This is a genomic window from Leptospira brenneri (genome assembly GCF_002812125.1).
Lineage (GTDB): Bacteria > Spirochaetota > Leptospiria > Leptospirales > Leptospiraceae > Leptospira_A > Leptospira_A brenneri.
Genome location: NZ_NPDQ01000016.1, coordinates 1 through 13,500, shown reverse-complemented (window position 1 = coordinate 13,500; position 13,500 = coordinate 1). Strand labels below are relative to the sequence as shown.

Sequence of the window (13,500 nt, the reverse complement as noted above, 5' to 3'; positions counted from 1 at the left end):
GCAGCTTTTAGAACACTATCAGAAGAGATAGAAGACGTCGCTGTTGTTGGCTTGGATAAAGCTATTTGTTTTGCCATACCAGTATAACCAGATTTGTTTAAAGCATCAATCTTTGATTGAACCTCTCCGATTTGAGCCGAATATTCTTGGAAAGCTTGCGAACCAGACTTCAAACCTTTTCTTTGCTTTTCTAAGAGCTCTTTGGTTTCTCCTAATGTTTGCATCTGTGACTTGAAAGCGGATATCTGTCCCAGTTCCGCTTCATCATTTGCACGTTTGGTTTTGAGCGCGGATATAGACTCTTCTAAACCTTTGTAAGTTTGTGAATTGCCCATTCCAGCTTTAAGCATATCCTGTCTTTGCTTTTCTAATGTTTTAATTTTAGAACTTGCCTGACCGACACTATATTCTAAATCAATTTCTTTTTTTCCTGTTTCATCCGAAAAAAACTTTTTGGTCCAAATGTAGGCTTTTTGCACCGCTCCTGTGATCGCCTCCCAGTTATCTATTATATGACCCAACGCAGCAATGGTCCATCCAATTGGACCACTCAGTGCTAGCAAAACAGTGATTAGTTGCTTATGTTCTTGCCATGTAGAACTAACTGCAGATGTTATTTCTTCCCAGTAATTGATTACCAAAACAACGACTGCTACTAATGCGACTAGAGCGATAATTACAACACCAACCGGGTTAGCAGAAAGAGCTGTATTGAATGCCCACTGTGCAGCAGTGGCAAGGGAAGTTTTCCCAGAAACTACTGCATATACCATTCCTGTAAGACCAATACTTGTTCTCTCCACTCCGAGTAGGGCAATGTTGGTGGCTCTTGCAATGGATGCTGCTCTTGTCGCTGATGTGGCAATGTAAGTCGCCACAGTATTTCCCATCAAGGCAGCCTTATTCACTACATAGGCACCAGCGTTATAAAAAACCGCTCCTGTTTCCAAAAGGACAGATCCTGTATAGCGAGCATTTGCTGCTGTTGCCACAACTTTTACTGCGGTATAAGCTTTCATAAAGTAGATGTAAGAAGCGATCGCTCCGCCAAGTGCTACCAGTGGCGGAATCCCAACCAATACCCAACCAGCGAAGAATCGAAACTTCTCGCTTTCATTAACGAATTCAATCAAATGACCAGTTCCATCAGCGATCATTCCAAGAAAACCAGAGACCGGCCCATCCGTAACGCTTGCAAATGTATCACCTAACGCCTTGATCGAACTTGTAACTCTATGCCACTGGGCTCCAGTGTTTTCTGTCACTGTTTCCGATGCAGTTTCAAATGCAGAGAAATCCATATTGTTAACAGTACCGCCGAGATAATCGATATCTTGCTGAAGTTTGCCGATGTGAGGCATTAGGTTCTGGATTGTTTTTACACCTTCTTCCCCGAAGGCTTTGATGAGTATAGGAAGGTCGTTTGTCGCATCGATTTCACCAAACTTGTTATTGATCTCTTGCAGAACTGCAGGCATAGATTTGAGTTTTCCTGCACCATCGGTTGCACTGAGTCCAATGGATTTCATACCAGGCCCAATTTTAGAAAGGAAAGCTCGGTAAGCTGTTCCGGCTTCTCCTGGATTCATAACATTCTGTAATCTTCCTAAAACCGCAGACTGTTCCGTGAATGTAACATTAAGGGAAGCTGCAGCGGATCCTAAGCTATTCATAGCCTGGTTCATTGCAGCACCGTCTGTTCTATATAAGCGTGAAGCTTCAGTGATTGTATTTCCGACCATTCGCCCAAAATCGGCATCAGACATACCAGAATACATTGTTTTGTATTGGTTGTAAGTCATACCAAATAACTTTGATAAGTCGGCAAATGAACCCTTTGTCGCAATAGCTGTTTTTTTTACTGATTCTGCGAATTTCGGAAGGGCCGCGGCATCAAGACTTTCGACTGCGGACTTGAGATCATAAAAGCCGGTTAGAATCTCGCCTTTGTCAATTCCAGTTTCCACGGAAAGGTGAGATCCTTGCGCAGAAAGAAACTGAATATCTTCAATGGAAAAGCCGAGAGTCTGGAGTTCTTTTTCCAGCTTAGATGTTTCCATCCGAGCTGTAATCATACCTTTGGAAAAACCCATGGTTGCGGCAGTTCCCCAAGCCATGACCTTTCCCCATTTCTGAGAATTAGCAAAGCTATTATCAATTGAGCGAACTTGATTTTCTGTTAATTTGAGAGTCTCACGAAGATTATTCCACTCATCTTTGAGGCGTTTCACCTCTCCGATCATTGAGTCTTTTAATGTAAGAACAACTCCTAGTTCAAATGTTTCCATTGCTCATACACCAATGGAAACACGGTAATCATAAAGTTTGCAAAACAGCCAACGTATGCAATGACTCTTGTTGATTTATCAACAATATTTCTGGCAGTAAAGAGACCAAAAAAAGGAATGATTAAAGCCCATGTCGCAAGATTTACATCGTCTTTAATCTGTCTATTATCGATGTGCATCTGTCGATTGATTCTCTCCATTCGTTCCTTTTGCTCTTTCTCATCCATGTTTATTAGACTACCTATGTTTCCTAAAAAAGTCAAGAGGGAAATGACTTAACCAAACCCCTGTTCACGCCTGCTGCTACAATATCGATCAATCGTTCTTGAAACCAATTAATGTCCTCGTTTAAGTTAATTAATCCTTCAATATCCATAACATCAGGCATTTTTCGCCTCGGAAAAAATACCGCATTCAGGATTTCTAACTGAGTATACGGTGTTTTAAGTTCCGACTGCCGGTCTTTTACAGCTTTTTTGCGGTCACCTCTTGGTTAACTTTTGCTAACTGAAGAAGTTTTTTAGCAAATGCTGAGGCAAGACCAGGGCTACCAGAGTTTACCCAAGACTGAAACGTATTTGCATTCGGATAAACTGAGCAATCAGCAATGAGTTGCAGATCTGATTCAGTTCCGGTGAGTTTGTCTGCACGCTTCACTACCTTTTCTAAAATTTCTTTGGATGGGACTCTCATTAGCACTGATTTTTCGTCCGCTTCCAGTAAGTGCAGTCCGCCAACTGGCTCTAAAAAGCGTTTAACGATTGAAATCGGCTCTTTGTATGTTTCGAGAAATTCTCCATCGACCAGAACGTATTCCTTTGGGAATAAATCCATAGCCGCTTTAAAATCTGTTATCGTAACTGTTTGTTCAGAACTAATATCCATAATTTACCTCCTAACTATGTAAATGTGATAATCGGATAACTTGTCACTGCAAGATCCAATTCAACTTCTGCGGTGTCGTCACCTTCTTTGAATGAAAGAGGGACTTTCGTAATTGTGACAGCAGGGATGACCAATTTGAACGTTCCGTCCTCACTTTCTGCAGTCGCAGTTACGGGAAAAGGCGGCAGTTTCAGTAAATCACCACCCATGGCAATTGCTGCTTGGAACATATACTTGAGTTCGCCTAATTGAATTTTGAGTTTCGCAGAACGTTTATAGCTCTTCACAGTCCAACTGACCGGCTCTCCGCCTTTTCCCAGTTTGAACGCCACTTCCTTTTCGTAGTCTAATGAGAACTCAGAGAACTTAATCAGTTCTCGGGCCATTACGTTTGCCGTAAAATTTTCAAAACTCAAACTCTGTGGTAAAACATCACCTGGTTTAACCATTTCAAATCCTCCTTATTGTGCTACTTGCCCGAATTGGGTTGTCCACTGGATCGCATCCAGCCTATCACGAATGAACATCTTGATCGTTGCAGGCAAAACCTTTTGGTTCCCAACTTTCTTGACCTTTCCAAAAACAATTTCATGTCCTGAAATCTCTGCTTCACCCGGTTTTTCCATTGCCTCTGCGACTGCCTTATCGCAATACGCTTTGACTGCGTCCAATCCTCCGGATCCCGAATTTGTTTCCGTATCCATTTTTAAGAATGGAAGGGATGTTTTGTAGATGATGCGTTCTAATTTGTTTTTACGCCTCATTTCAGGAATATACTTAAAATCTGAATCGGCAGCTGCCATGAGGTTATCACTTGCGATGAAAACACCCCGTTCATCTGGATACATTTGGAGCATCGTTAAACCAAAGTTATCCAAAGGTTTGAGATACGTGTTGTAAGCTCCATTCCAATAACGAACTCCGATGAAAGTACGAGATTTATTTTTCTTCACCCAAGCTGCACTTTCGTTTACACGACCTGCTGCGATTCGAGCGCAAAGAAAAGTTGCTGCGTTCCGGTAAACCTCACTTGTTTCTGAGATTTCTTTTGCGGCATTCCAACCACCAGCTGACTCAATACCGCCACCAATATACCGGCCTTCCGCACCTACAACACATACATTTTCGCTTTGAAAAGAATCCCATTCATCCTGGATTCTTTGGAAATAAGCTGGTACAGTTTCGGACTCTGGTGCTGTTTGTTTGCTTTCAGTTTCAACGATTGCGAACAAACGAAAGAGTTTTTCATTTCGCATTTCCGTAAGCAACTGACCAATAGAAACAGCAATCGCTCTCGTAACTCCTTTTAATACATGAACGAAGTAGAACGGATGATCAGCCATATCCAATTTTTTCAAGGAAGATACACATGCCAAAATACTTGTCATCGAAGCTGAAGGAGCTTTAATCACAAATGTCCAAGTATCACCAACTTTAAACGAATCTGCAGGTGTTGCCGCATTCACAAAAGTTGCAGATACTCCAACCGCAAGTGCAATGACTCCACTAACTGGTAAAACTACTGCGGGTGCAAAGTTCACACCACCGTCTTCCGATTTACGAATTTCGGCAGCACCTAGAGCACCTGCTTTTGTTACACGCAAGACGACGTTCCTTGATCCAGTCGGTGTTCCGCTGGCTGTTGGCAGCGGTGCAGCACCAGTATTTGACTCTGCAGAAACTGGTGGATCAATTGTTCCCACAGTGTCGTTTGCAGGTCTTCCTGCAAGCACTGGCACGGGAACTTCACCAGCTGCCTCATCGAATTCTTCAAAATGTTGTTGGAGGGAATCCACAAGTGGGCCTCTCCCAAAATAATCCTTTGCTTCCTGCAAAGAAAAAATCAGTTTAAATGAATCTGGATCACCTAATTCGGCTTCCCCGATTTTCGCGTGAATTCGATCCTCGAATCCATCCGCATTGTTAAGTCCACCACTTTGGTGGGTTGTTGTTACTGAACCGATAGGCATTGTTATTGTTCTCCTTTTGCGCCGACAAAAAACACACATTTCATTTTAAGATCTGGGATGGGACACCTAACTCTAAGTAGAGTTAGATTTTCCAAACCGGCGAGTTTAAGTTCCTTGGTTTTAACCCAAACCTCGGAGTTGTTTAACTCGAATTCGAACGGAGCTGGCTCATCCTTCTTTATGTTTGCCGAAGAACTGGTTTCTGCCCAGATCCCATAAACATGTAAAAGCTGAACGTTTGTCAGTTCCGCGATGGGAACTTCCTTTGGTCCAGCAAGTTGGGTGAGTTCTATTTGTAGTCTCTCTATCACTTCTTCGCAATCATGCGTAGAGGTTATATCGAGTATGTTTTTTTTGAGTATGGCCCCATCAGGGATCCTTACTTGCTGAATAACCGTTTGAATTTGAAAACGATCCACTATTTCCTCTCAATCTGAACAGGTTCTTGAATCTCTAGAGTGACTCCTGCTAATGTCTCTTCTTCTTCGATTGTATAAAGACCATCCTTAAAAATAATTTCTAGGATTAGCTTATAATAGCCGTTTTGTGCTTCAGGATCATCAACCGTATTCGTGATCCCTGATCTAATTTCAAATGGAATTTCTTCCATTGTTTTCGCTTGGCGATGGCGTGCGATATACAGCAAACATTGATCAAGTATCCCACGTTCTGTTACAGAGCTAATTACATCTAACGAAGGATCACTTAGCCAAAAATCGATTGTGTATTTGATTTCTTGTTCAACATTCCTAACTGCATTCTTGAAAAACTTACCTTCTGGACGAACGATAGTAGATAACCGATGTTTCCTATTTTTCCATTTGCGGTTAGTCGACCCATTGTATTTGATCACGGCACAAGGAATCGAAACTTGCAGATCATCAAGTTTAGGAATATATTCAAACACTTTGTCCGCTGGGATAATAGGCATAGGGGTATCGTCAAGACCCGGTTCCAAATCCTCCGGAACTGCAACACAACTTGCGATCATCAATTTGATATAATCGATATGATGTGCTTTCATTCAAAAATCTCCGACACTGCACGGACGTAGTTTTCTTTGATTTGCTCGGCAGAATCTTTTAAGGCTGGACGAACATGTGGCCGTTCTGGTTCGCCACCTGCCTCAAAACCAAACTCATGTCTGCGAGCATCTGGACGATTTGTACCAACTTCATAGGTGGTATTGTCATGTTTTCTAGTTTCAAAACTGGAAGAGTAATCACCATGGGCAACCAAAGTCAATGGAGATAGCCTTAGCTTTCTCTTTCGTTTCTTTGTTGCTTCGCTGAGCGAAGGCCAATTAGTCACATACTTTTGTGAACGGATTCCTTTGATGATGTTGGATTGAACAACAGCGGCGTTTTGTGCCTGTGCTTTTTCCAAAACCTTTGAACCTTTGCTGATTGCTCTTGCGAGCATTGGCCCAAAACTATCGGTAACGGACATCATACGGAGTTTCCTCCGGCTTTTGGTTTGTAGATCTCTATTCGTCTAACAGAAAATCCATCAAGCTCTTGTGCTGGATGGGCTGTAGAAATTAACCAATGTTCACTTTCATTCCTGAGATTCTCTGGTAAGGCTACTGCAGAACGTAGAATTCTGCATTCCTGCGTGATCTTAATGTCTCCAAGTTCTTCTGTGAGAACTTGACAGATAGCAGAGTATGATTGCCGTTCGCCGACGGCGTTATCTTCCTCGGATCGGGTCCAAATCCAATTACAATCAAAACTCCCGATAGGCTTCCAGGAAATTTCTTTCTTTGAGTTTAACCCTTGTTTCCCTGGTTGAGATTCTTTGGATAAAATTGTAATAGCTGCGTTCGTTGTGTCTCGAAACCCACGGTCTAACATTGATCGGATGCTCATATAATTTAAGCCACTCCTTCAAAAGGAGTAGGAAGTTTTCCGAAAAGAATTTGGTAAGCTTTGTTACGCAAAGCCTCTGCGATTTCCCCACGTTCTTCCGCTCCCATGCGAGAACGTTTGACTTTTGTTCCTTCTGATCCACCGGAGGATACTTCTTCTGGATTAAAACTTTCATCGAATCCAAATTCCTCCGCAATTTCCGCCTTGATGAGTAATAACTCTGCAGCCAAAATTTTTGGACTATATGGTTCGTTTGAAGGGACAGGAAAACCCCAATCCTCAATTTTATTATGAGCAAACAAAGCACAGGTTTCTAAAAAAGACTCAAATGGAGAAGGTAAACCTCCTTCAGTTGAATCACTCAGATCCAAATCCTTTCCTCGGACTCGAATTATTTTTTTTAGTTCCTGTACTTTGTGTAACATAACAATCTTTTCCTTGAGGTGAGCTATACTCTTAAAACAGAAAAATCACCGTTAGGTGGATGATAAAAGACTAGAGAAACAAGATACTGTTTGTTATAGATTAGGTTTCTTTTCGTTGTTCTGTTTGGTTTTCCACCGGATGTTTCTGAATTTTTTAGATTGCTGTAACTTTCAAGAAAGTTCTGATCAAAATCATTTTGATCTAAATCTTTCTCTACGATTCCAGTATGGAAAACTGCAGTTGATTCGATAGAAACCGAATGCACCGCAGTTTTCGATTGTTTAGCTTCTTTGTGATTGGCGAAAATGTTTGCAGTTGCGAACAAAAAAATCGCCAAAAGAATTGTCGTGATTTTTAACTTCATTTCATCCTCCTGTCTTAATGAAATTGCGATCTGGCTATTCGCCAGATATTTCTGTTACTCTAAGCTTTCTTGTTCTTTTGAGCGCAGCTGTTTGAGAAAAGCTTCGCGAACTCAAAGTCATAAGAAATTACACTTCCGTGGATTTGCTCTCGGATGAATTTGTCACTTTCTACAAGTTGGCCAGCTGCATCTTCGATTAGTTCGAGAGTTAGGTTTTTGTTCCAAACGAGAACAGATTCAGCATCCATCTCTTGGTGAGTCTTCCAATTGATTCCAAAGAACCCTGCAACTTCTCCATCCTTAAGGAAACCTTCCAAAACATTTAAGGATTGGAATTGTTTGAAATTCACATCATCCGTAAGAATTTTTTCCAAGAATGCTGGATGAACCACTGCATGTGTAAACTCTGCTCCTTTGGATGGATTTAAAATTAAATTTACCAAATCGGAGTATTTCCAAGTGGTGGTGGCCGTTTCAGTCGCAGTGATCGCCGTATTGGCATTTCCATCACCTTGCTTAATTACTTGCAATGCTCTGTGAGTGATTTGTTTAGAAAGGTTCCAGCCAAATACCTGAAAGATATGTTGAGCTTTTAAAACCTGAATCCTCTTTAACGCATCATAGGTGAAGTCAATCTCAATACCGACTTTGCGAGTTGAGATTGCATTTTCCTTTGTCGCGATGATAGCTCTTGGAAACTGGGATCCTTCTTTGGATTTAGCCTTCGCTTTGAGGTCAGATGCACCGATATCAAGGGCAACTGATTTTGCTGAACCCTGCGCAACTCTTGTTTTGACACTATGAGTGTCATCGAGTTTAACATCCAATTTACCTGAATTCATTCCAAGATAAATGTTTTGGTTGATAAACTCCGGAAAGAGAACTTTCGACATAGGGGATGCCTTAATGAAATCTTCTACAGCGAAATTTGCTTTTCCAATGGGAATATCATTGGCCATCAACTGTCGTTCAAAGGCAGTTAAATCTTTTCCCACGGGGTTCTCTGGATCATATCCAGCTTCAATTTCTTTTTGTTCGAGGAATTCGTTCATCGACATTCCTGCCGTTTTTGCGTCTGCGTAGATTCCGGCATCTAACTTTAATACGACGAGACCTTCTTTTGTTTTTGTATCTGCCACGTTTCCTCCTTATAAGATAAATGTGAACTTACTTGCGCTAGTATCAACGCTGATCACTCGGACAGACAGTCCAGAAGCAGCGACTTTCAATTTTCCGGCAGCGTCACTTTGAACTGTTATCAACCCAAGCGTTGGTGCAGTACCGGAATATTCAAATTCAAGCACCCCAGCTACTTTAACGGCTGCAATGCCTGATTCAACGGATGAAAGTTGTCCAAATGGAACATCGTTATTTGCTGCAAGTCCCACCGTTTTGTTTGCTGTAACTTTTAGAGCCTTCCCAACATCAGCCTGTGTTAGTGTGCTCTGTTTTAGGGTTACTAAAGTTGGCGGAATGACTCCGACAATACCCGGTTCAAATGGATCATCATTTAATGCCATTATTTGCCTCCTCGCTCGATCTTATACTTTCCAGAATCTTTCTTGTTTCCGGCAACAGCCTTGTCTGATTCAGACAATTCACTCGATGCACGAGTTAGTTGTTCCGAACCACAGGATCCACATTTCAACGGATGCTTTTCTTCGAGCTTCGCACCGTATTGAGCACAGAATGCCTTCACCTGTTCCATGTTTGCCGATTGAATCATCTTCTCGATAATCGGATCCGGCTTGTTCGATGTAAACAAACGATAGGCGGTAAGTGCTTTTTCGACATACGTCTGTAGCATTTTCTTTGGTTCTTCGAGAAGAGTCACCACTTCCGAGATTTTAGAATCGAATTCAAATTTCTCAGGGAAGGCTTCTAAACCGAAAATTTTAGAAAATTTTGCTGTGGTTTCTACTGCTTGTTTTTGTGAATTGTCAGCAGTTTTTAGTTGCCCGTGAAGGCTTTCGATGTTTTGCCCCGCTTGTAAAAGCACAGCTTCTAATTTTTCTGACGGTAGATCGATGAATTCGCCCTCCCCAATGGACAGACCGAGTTTCTTTGCATCTACTCCCAGAGAGGTAAAAATAGCGCGTTTGATTTGCGGCATTTCTTCGTTCTCCTTAGAGTTATCTTCATTAAAATGAATGCTATTTGTTGAATGGAATTTTTTTGCAGTGGGATCAGCACCGGCGGAGACTAAAGAAGTTTCTGGAATTTTAACGATTTTTGTTGCGATCAAACGTACAATTTGTCCGTCAACTTCTTCACCTAATCTCCAGTAAAAACCCTCTAGATCAATGTGGGACCGTTTAAATTGAAAAATGATTCCAACGGAATTAGAATCAATCAGTGGCGGATCCGTCTTTAGTCTAGTTACGATTTCAGGTGCTACGTTCTTAAACACACGAAACACTGCATCAATCCCAGGAACGCCTGTTCGATTAGAAAATATAGGATCCTTTGTTACACCAACCGAGTTTCTTACATTGGTGATGTGATCTGTATAAATTTTTGTTTTAAAAAGATTTGTCGCTTTTTCAAGAACTCCTTCTCCACTAAAATCAACCCACCAACCCTCAATGAGAACGCATGACAGCATGCGAAACATAAACTCCGCATACTCTTCATTCTCTGCGATCGGCGAAAACTTGGCAGAGGATTCGCCTGATTTATTTTCTATTTGGGCAAGAAGATTAGAACGAAACTCTACCTGTGCGGCTCCTGAATTGTGAATCAATAAACCGGACTCAAGTTTTGCCCAACCTTGCTCGTTAAATTTTAATGTTTTGTTTTCAACACTCATTGTAATTTCTGATTACTATGAGAATGAGGTTTTCTTAAAACGAAAGCTGGAAAAATATAAGTGGTCGTCTAATGTCCCTTATGTCCTATCTTTTTTTTATTTGCTTTTTACTGTTAAGATATTCCTGAGCATCCGAAATCAATATACGTGTTGATCTTTCGGAAAGTGAATAAGCCGGGATGTTTCCCTTTTCTATCTCACGATATATGTGTTTTGTGCTCATTTCACAGAGCCTTGCGAAGTGTGGAACCGTATAGAATAGTCGTGATGTACTCTTCGATAGTTTGATTTTTCCTTTGGTTGTATTCATAGTCACCTAACCGGCTATCAAACTAAAAAAATATTGTCAAATAGAAAAAAGAGACATAGAATTCTTTTAAGGACAACTATTATGAGCGAGGTAAAAAAACTATCTTCTGAACATATGAAAAAAATTTGGGCTCTTGCCAACGAGATACAAATTTCAAAAAGTCGATTGCATGAGATCGTAAAGGAATCCGTTCAATCGGATTCAATTTCTTCCCTTACACCAGGCAAGGCGGTTCTTGTTGTTGCTCGTTTAAACGAACTTCGCACGGAATACTATACGAAAAGAAAGAAGGGTAAAATTGAGCTGTTCCGATACAAACTCCAAAAGAGAACTTATTCGCAACTGACTAAAGCAAAAGAAATTTGTGGAGAGATAAAGAACGCGGGAAAAGAATTTGATTTAGATCAGTTTGCTGAACGTCAATATAGAAAACCATTCGATTTATTGACGAGAGCCCAAGCAGCAAAACTCATTCAAGCCCTTTTGGTAATTCGATCCCGTTCGCTCGCGCGTTCTTGATATACGCAATTTCTTCATAATACGGTGGGCGATCAAGACCGCAGGTGAGTTTGTATTCCTCTAGGAACCATTTGAGTTCGCCAGGTCTATCGATGTTTTTTGCATCGGACACAAAGGGTTTCGCATAATGCACGCGCCTACCCGTATGGTCCTCCACCCAAATCCTTCTGCTTCTTTCCGGCTGAGTTTCGTGACCATCCATTAACGCGTTATTTATATCTTCAGACGGAGGGAGGGTTCCCAAAAGCGGACAAACCCCGACAACAGCATTCCTGTTATGCGCAAAATACTTATCGTGCACCCATACCAAACTTTGGTTCCACAGTTCATAAACGAACACGATCGGATTTAGAAACGCTATAAAAACAAATGCGAACATAATAATTTCCTTTTATTGCAATCTAACAGATAATTAGTTCAAAAAAAATAATCAGTAAAGCAAAAATTCGTAAACATTTTCCAACAAAAATCTTGCCAAATGTCCCTGGGGGCAGATATACTAAACATAAATTAAGGTATTAAATATTGGATGTCACGGAAGACAAAGAAATTTTGGTAATAGAAATTGAAGCTGCTCTCGATCGACTAGTCCATAATTTGCGATCGGGTAGTAGTCCTCTCTATGAAGTTGTTCGAAATACAAAATTAGATATAATCACTTTGATTTACCAGGCCCAAAAAAACAGACACTGACTTATTTCGTAAGTAATCTTTTTGCCAAATCTCTAACCAGTTCCAGCCCTGCACGATCAGCTTTTGCTAATTCTTGAGCACTCTTAATAACATCGGTTAACGCTTCGTCAGACTGCATCTGAAAATTTAATGATCTAAGTTTATCGAATTCAGATAATGAATCTTGAATTTCCGATTCTGACGGCAGTTTCGGATCTCCTTCTCCATTTATAATCCAAGTAGGGTTTAACTGAAACCTTTGTCTTAGTTTCGACAAAAAGGCGATATCCATCTCGCGCGAATCATTCATGTAGTTACTTATCGTGGCCTGAGTTAAGCCCACTTCAGTTGCAACTTCCAGTTGTGTTATATGCAACACTACCTTAATAAACCAGCGTAATCTTTTCCCTGGCGTATCCAAATCCTTCATGGAATCCCCGTTTATACCCGCCAATTTAAAGTAAATGGCGGGTATAAAAATATAACGTTTTGTAATTTTTTGGTTGCAATATAACAAAATGTAATATAATTGTTTGTTATTACATTTTGTTATATATCGGCACAGGCGGGGGTCAATCCCGAACTTTAAGGGGAAGAAAATTATGAAAGATAAAATAAAGAAAATTTTGGGAGAAATCGAGGATTGCCACCATTTAGGGGATAAGATTTCTGGGTCAGCGGATGTAGAAGATACGCTCAGGGAACTGCCGGTGTATTTAAACGAAATCATACAGGAGTATAATTCCACAGCGGACAAGTTTGAGTTCCGTAATGATCTTCTTTTTGCCGCAGCGAAAATCATCGACTTCGTTGTGTTGATGGACGGAGCCAACTAACAATGGCAACTGCAAAGAGAAGTTACTATATCCCGAAAGAGATTCGCGAAGATGCGAAACGAGAGATTAGCTACCGTTATGGTTCTGTCTCAAAATGGGCAGAAACGTTGGATTTAAATTATAATTATTTAACACAGGTATTAAACGGTCTGGCACCTTGTTCCGGCAATTACGCGATCTCCTTAGCCAAGGAAGGACTTATACCTGCTGACAAAGCAAAGGTGTCGAAATGAGTTTAGTCGAAAGGGCTCGAGGTCCTAAACTCCCTCTTAAATTGCAGTTATTTGCTAAACCGGGCAAACGGATTGGTGACTTAGCTGAAAAAAACAATCTTTCCCGAATTAACATTCGTATGGTTCTGGCAGGGGAATACAACTCTTCCCGTGTTGATTCCATTTTGCAGGCCGAATGGGGTATCACAGTAGAAGAAGCTCGTAATATTTACAGAGAACATAAGGAGCGTATCGCAGCAGGGAATCCTGTTACCACTCGTGAAGCGTTCGAATTCAAACAATCGATTAACTACAGGCTGGCGGTCTCTTGTGGAAAAACA

The 13,500-nt window shown here is 41.1% G+C and carries 20 protein-coding genes; 4 read left to right on the top strand and 16 right to left on the bottom strand.

Features of this window, described 5'->3' with window-relative positions; genetic code table 11:
• The 14 genes from CH361_RS19330 to CH361_RS19265 form a co-directional block, all read right to left on the bottom strand.
• The coding region (locus CH361_RS19330) for a phage tail tape measure protein (protein WP_100792471.1) at positions 1 to 2,288 on the bottom strand (2,288 nt) is incomplete at its 3' end.
• On the bottom strand, positions 2,270 to 2,515 hold the full coding sequence (locus CH361_RS19325; RefSeq protein WP_100792470.1) for a hypothetical protein: 246 nt from the start codon (positions 2,513 to 2,515) through the stop codon (positions 2,270 to 2,272). The genes CH361_RS19330 and CH361_RS19325, both read right to left, overlap by 19 nt.
• 238 nt (positions 2,516 to 2,753) lie before the next feature.
• Positions 2,754 to 3,173, bottom strand: a complete 420-nt coding sequence (locus CH361_RS19320) for an LIC_10177 family protein (RefSeq protein ID WP_100792469.1) — start codon at positions 3,171 to 3,173, stop codon at positions 2,754 to 2,756.
• A gap of 14 nt (positions 3,174 to 3,187) precedes the next feature.
• Positions 3,188 to 3,622: a hypothetical protein gene (locus tag CH361_RS19315; RefSeq protein ID WP_100792468.1), complete on the bottom strand. Its 435-nt coding sequence runs from the start codon at positions 3,620 to 3,622 to the stop codon at positions 3,188 to 3,190.
• Between the two features lie 12 nt (positions 3,623 to 3,634).
• Positions 3,635 to 5,143, bottom strand: a complete 1,509-nt coding sequence (locus CH361_RS19310; RefSeq protein WP_100792467.1) for a DUF2586 family protein — start codon at positions 5,141 to 5,143, stop codon at positions 3,635 to 3,637.
• Between the two features lie 2 nt (positions 5,144 to 5,145).
• A complete protein-coding gene (locus CH361_RS19305; protein ID WP_100792466.1) occupies positions 5,146 to 5,562 on the bottom strand; it encodes a hypothetical protein in 417 nt (138 codons plus the stop codon).
• Positions 5,562 to 6,167 (bottom strand): LIC10173 family protein, encoded by a 606-nt coding sequence (locus tag CH361_RS19300; RefSeq protein WP_100792465.1) that lies wholly within the window; start codon positions 6,165 to 6,167, stop codon positions 5,562 to 5,564. The genes CH361_RS19305 and CH361_RS19300 overlap by 1 nt, the downstream gene beginning before the upstream one ends.
• Positions 6,164 to 6,595: a phage virion morphogenesis protein gene (locus CH361_RS19295; RefSeq protein ID WP_100792464.1), complete on the bottom strand. Its 432-nt coding sequence runs from the start codon at positions 6,593 to 6,595 to the stop codon at positions 6,164 to 6,166. Before CH361_RS19295 ends, CH361_RS19300 begins: the two co-directional genes overlap by 4 nt.
• A complete protein-coding gene (locus CH361_RS19290) occupies positions 6,592 to 7,011 on the bottom strand; it encodes a hypothetical protein (protein ID WP_125232087.1) in 420 nt (139 codons plus the stop codon). Before CH361_RS19290 ends, CH361_RS19295 begins: the two co-directional genes overlap by 4 nt.
• Before the next feature lie 5 nt (positions 7,012 to 7,016).
• On the bottom strand, positions 7,017 to 7,436 hold the full coding sequence (locus CH361_RS19285) for a hypothetical protein (RefSeq protein ID WP_100792462.1): 420 nt from the start codon (positions 7,434 to 7,436) through the stop codon (positions 7,017 to 7,019).
• Positions 7,437 to 7,459: 23 nt separating this feature from the next.
• Positions 7,460 to 7,801, bottom strand: coding sequence for a hypothetical protein (locus CH361_RS19280; RefSeq protein WP_100792461.1), 342 nt, complete (start codon positions 7,799 to 7,801; stop codon positions 7,460 to 7,462).
• A 59-nt stretch (positions 7,802 to 7,860) separates the two neighbouring features.
• A complete protein-coding gene (locus CH361_RS19275) occupies positions 7,861 to 8,940 on the bottom strand; it encodes a phage major capsid protein (protein ID WP_100792460.1) in 1,080 nt (359 codons plus the stop codon).
• A 9-nt stretch (positions 8,941 to 8,949) separates the two neighbouring features.
• A complete protein-coding gene (locus CH361_RS19270; protein WP_100792459.1) occupies positions 8,950 to 9,321 on the bottom strand; it encodes a hypothetical protein in 372 nt (123 codons plus the stop codon).
• Complete coding sequence (locus CH361_RS19265; RefSeq protein ID WP_100792458.1) at positions 9,321 to 10,610, bottom strand: hypothetical protein; 1,290 nt, start codon at positions 10,608 to 10,610, stop codon at positions 9,321 to 9,323. Before CH361_RS19265 ends, CH361_RS19270 begins: the two co-directional genes overlap by 1 nt.
• 391 nt (positions 10,611 to 11,001) lie before the next feature.
• Between CH361_RS19265 and CH361_RS19260 the strand changes: the two genes are divergently transcribed.
• Complete coding sequence (locus tag CH361_RS19260; RefSeq protein ID WP_100792457.1) at positions 11,002 to 11,439, top strand: phage protein GemA/Gp16 family protein; 438 nt, start codon at positions 11,002 to 11,004, stop codon at positions 11,437 to 11,439.
• On the opposite strand, the gene CH361_RS19255 is transcribed toward CH361_RS19260, so the two are convergent.
• Positions 11,390 to 11,818, bottom strand: coding sequence for a hypothetical protein (locus tag CH361_RS19255; RefSeq protein WP_100792456.1), 429 nt, complete (start codon positions 11,816 to 11,818; stop codon positions 11,390 to 11,392). The two genes, CH361_RS19260 and CH361_RS19255, sit on opposite strands and share 50 nt — an antisense overlap.
• 315 nt (positions 11,819 to 12,133) lie before the next feature.
• Entirely contained in the window at positions 12,134 to 12,541 is a 408-nt protein-coding gene (locus CH361_RS19760; protein ID WP_165782290.1) for a helix-turn-helix domain-containing protein, read from the bottom strand.
• Positions 12,542 to 12,713: 172 nt separating this feature from the next.
• Here CH361_RS19760 and CH361_RS19755 point away from each other — a divergent pair, with 172 nt between their 5' ends.
• From CH361_RS19755 to CH361_RS19240, 3 genes are all read left to right on the top strand, one after another.
• The gene (locus CH361_RS19755; RefSeq protein ID WP_165782289.1) at positions 12,714 to 12,947 is read left to right on the top strand and encodes a hypothetical protein; all 234 of its coding nucleotides are present in this window, start codon (positions 12,714 to 12,716) and stop codon (positions 12,945 to 12,947) included.
• 2 nt (positions 12,948 to 12,949) lie between these two features.
• Entirely contained in the window at positions 12,950 to 13,180 is a 231-nt protein-coding gene (locus CH361_RS19245; RefSeq protein ID WP_100792454.1) for a hypothetical protein, read from the top strand.
• Positions 13,177 to 13,500 (top strand): hypothetical protein (locus CH361_RS19240; protein WP_100792453.1); only part of this gene is annotated, 324 nt, incomplete at its 3' end. The genes CH361_RS19245 and CH361_RS19240, both read left to right, overlap by 4 nt.

Bases quoted from the DNA above. Each gene is read 5' to 3' on its own strand.
- CH361_RS19285 (WP_100792462.1), bottom strand. From the start codon at position 7,436: ATGTTACACAAAGTACAGGAACTAAAAAAAATAATTCGAGTCCGAGGA.
- CH361_RS19280 (WP_100792461.1), bottom strand. From the start codon at position 7,801: ATGAAGTTAAAAATCACGACAATTCTTTTGGCGATTTTTTTGTTCGCA.
- CH361_RS19295 (WP_100792464.1), bottom strand. From the start codon at position 6,595: ATGATGTCCGTTACCGATAGTTTTGGGCCAATGCTCGCAAGAGCAATC.
- CH361_RS19320 (WP_100792469.1), bottom strand. From the start codon at position 3,173: ATGGATATTAGTTCTGAACAAACAGTTACGATAACAGATTTTAAAGCG.
- CH361_RS19265 (WP_100792458.1), bottom strand. From the start codon at position 10,610: ATGAGTGTTGAAAACAAAACATTAAAATTTAACGAGCAAGGTTGGGCA.
- CH361_RS19755 (WP_165782289.1), top strand. From the start codon at position 12,714: ATGAAAGATAAAATAAAGAAAATTTTGGGAGAAATCGAGGATTGCCAC.
- CH361_RS19760 (WP_165782290.1), bottom strand. From the start codon at position 12,541: ATGAAGGATTTGGATACGCCAGGGAAAAGATTACGCTGGTTTATTAAG.
- CH361_RS19325 (WP_100792470.1), bottom strand. From the start codon at position 2,515: ATGGATGAGAAAGAGCAAAAGGAACGAATGGAGAGAATCAATCGACAG.
- CH361_RS19315 (WP_100792468.1), bottom strand. From the start codon at position 3,622: ATGGTTAAACCAGGTGATGTTTTACCACAGAGTTTGAGTTTTGAAAAT.
- CH361_RS19300 (WP_100792465.1), bottom strand. From the start codon at position 6,167: ATGAAAGCACATCATATCGATTATATCAAATTGATGATCGCAAGTTGT.
- CH361_RS19270 (WP_100792459.1), bottom strand. From the start codon at position 9,321: ATGGCATTAAATGATGATCCATTTGAACCGGGTATTGTCGGAGTCATT.
- CH361_RS19260 (WP_100792457.1), top strand. From the start codon at position 11,002: ATGAGCGAGGTAAAAAAACTATCTTCTGAACATATGAAAAAAATTTGG.
- CH361_RS19245 (WP_100792454.1), top strand. From the start codon at position 12,950: ATGGCAACTGCAAAGAGAAGTTACTATATCCCGAAAGAGATTCGCGAA.
- CH361_RS19310 (WP_100792467.1), bottom strand. From the start codon at position 5,143: ATGCCTATCGGTTCAGTAACAACAACCCACCAAAGTGGTGGACTTAAC.
- CH361_RS19255 (WP_100792456.1), bottom strand. From the start codon at position 11,818: ATGTTCGCATTTGTTTTTATAGCGTTTCTAAATCCGATCGTGTTCGTT.
- CH361_RS19290 (WP_125232087.1), bottom strand. From the start codon at position 7,011: ATGAGCATCCGATCAATGTTAGACCGTGGGTTTCGAGACACAACGAAC.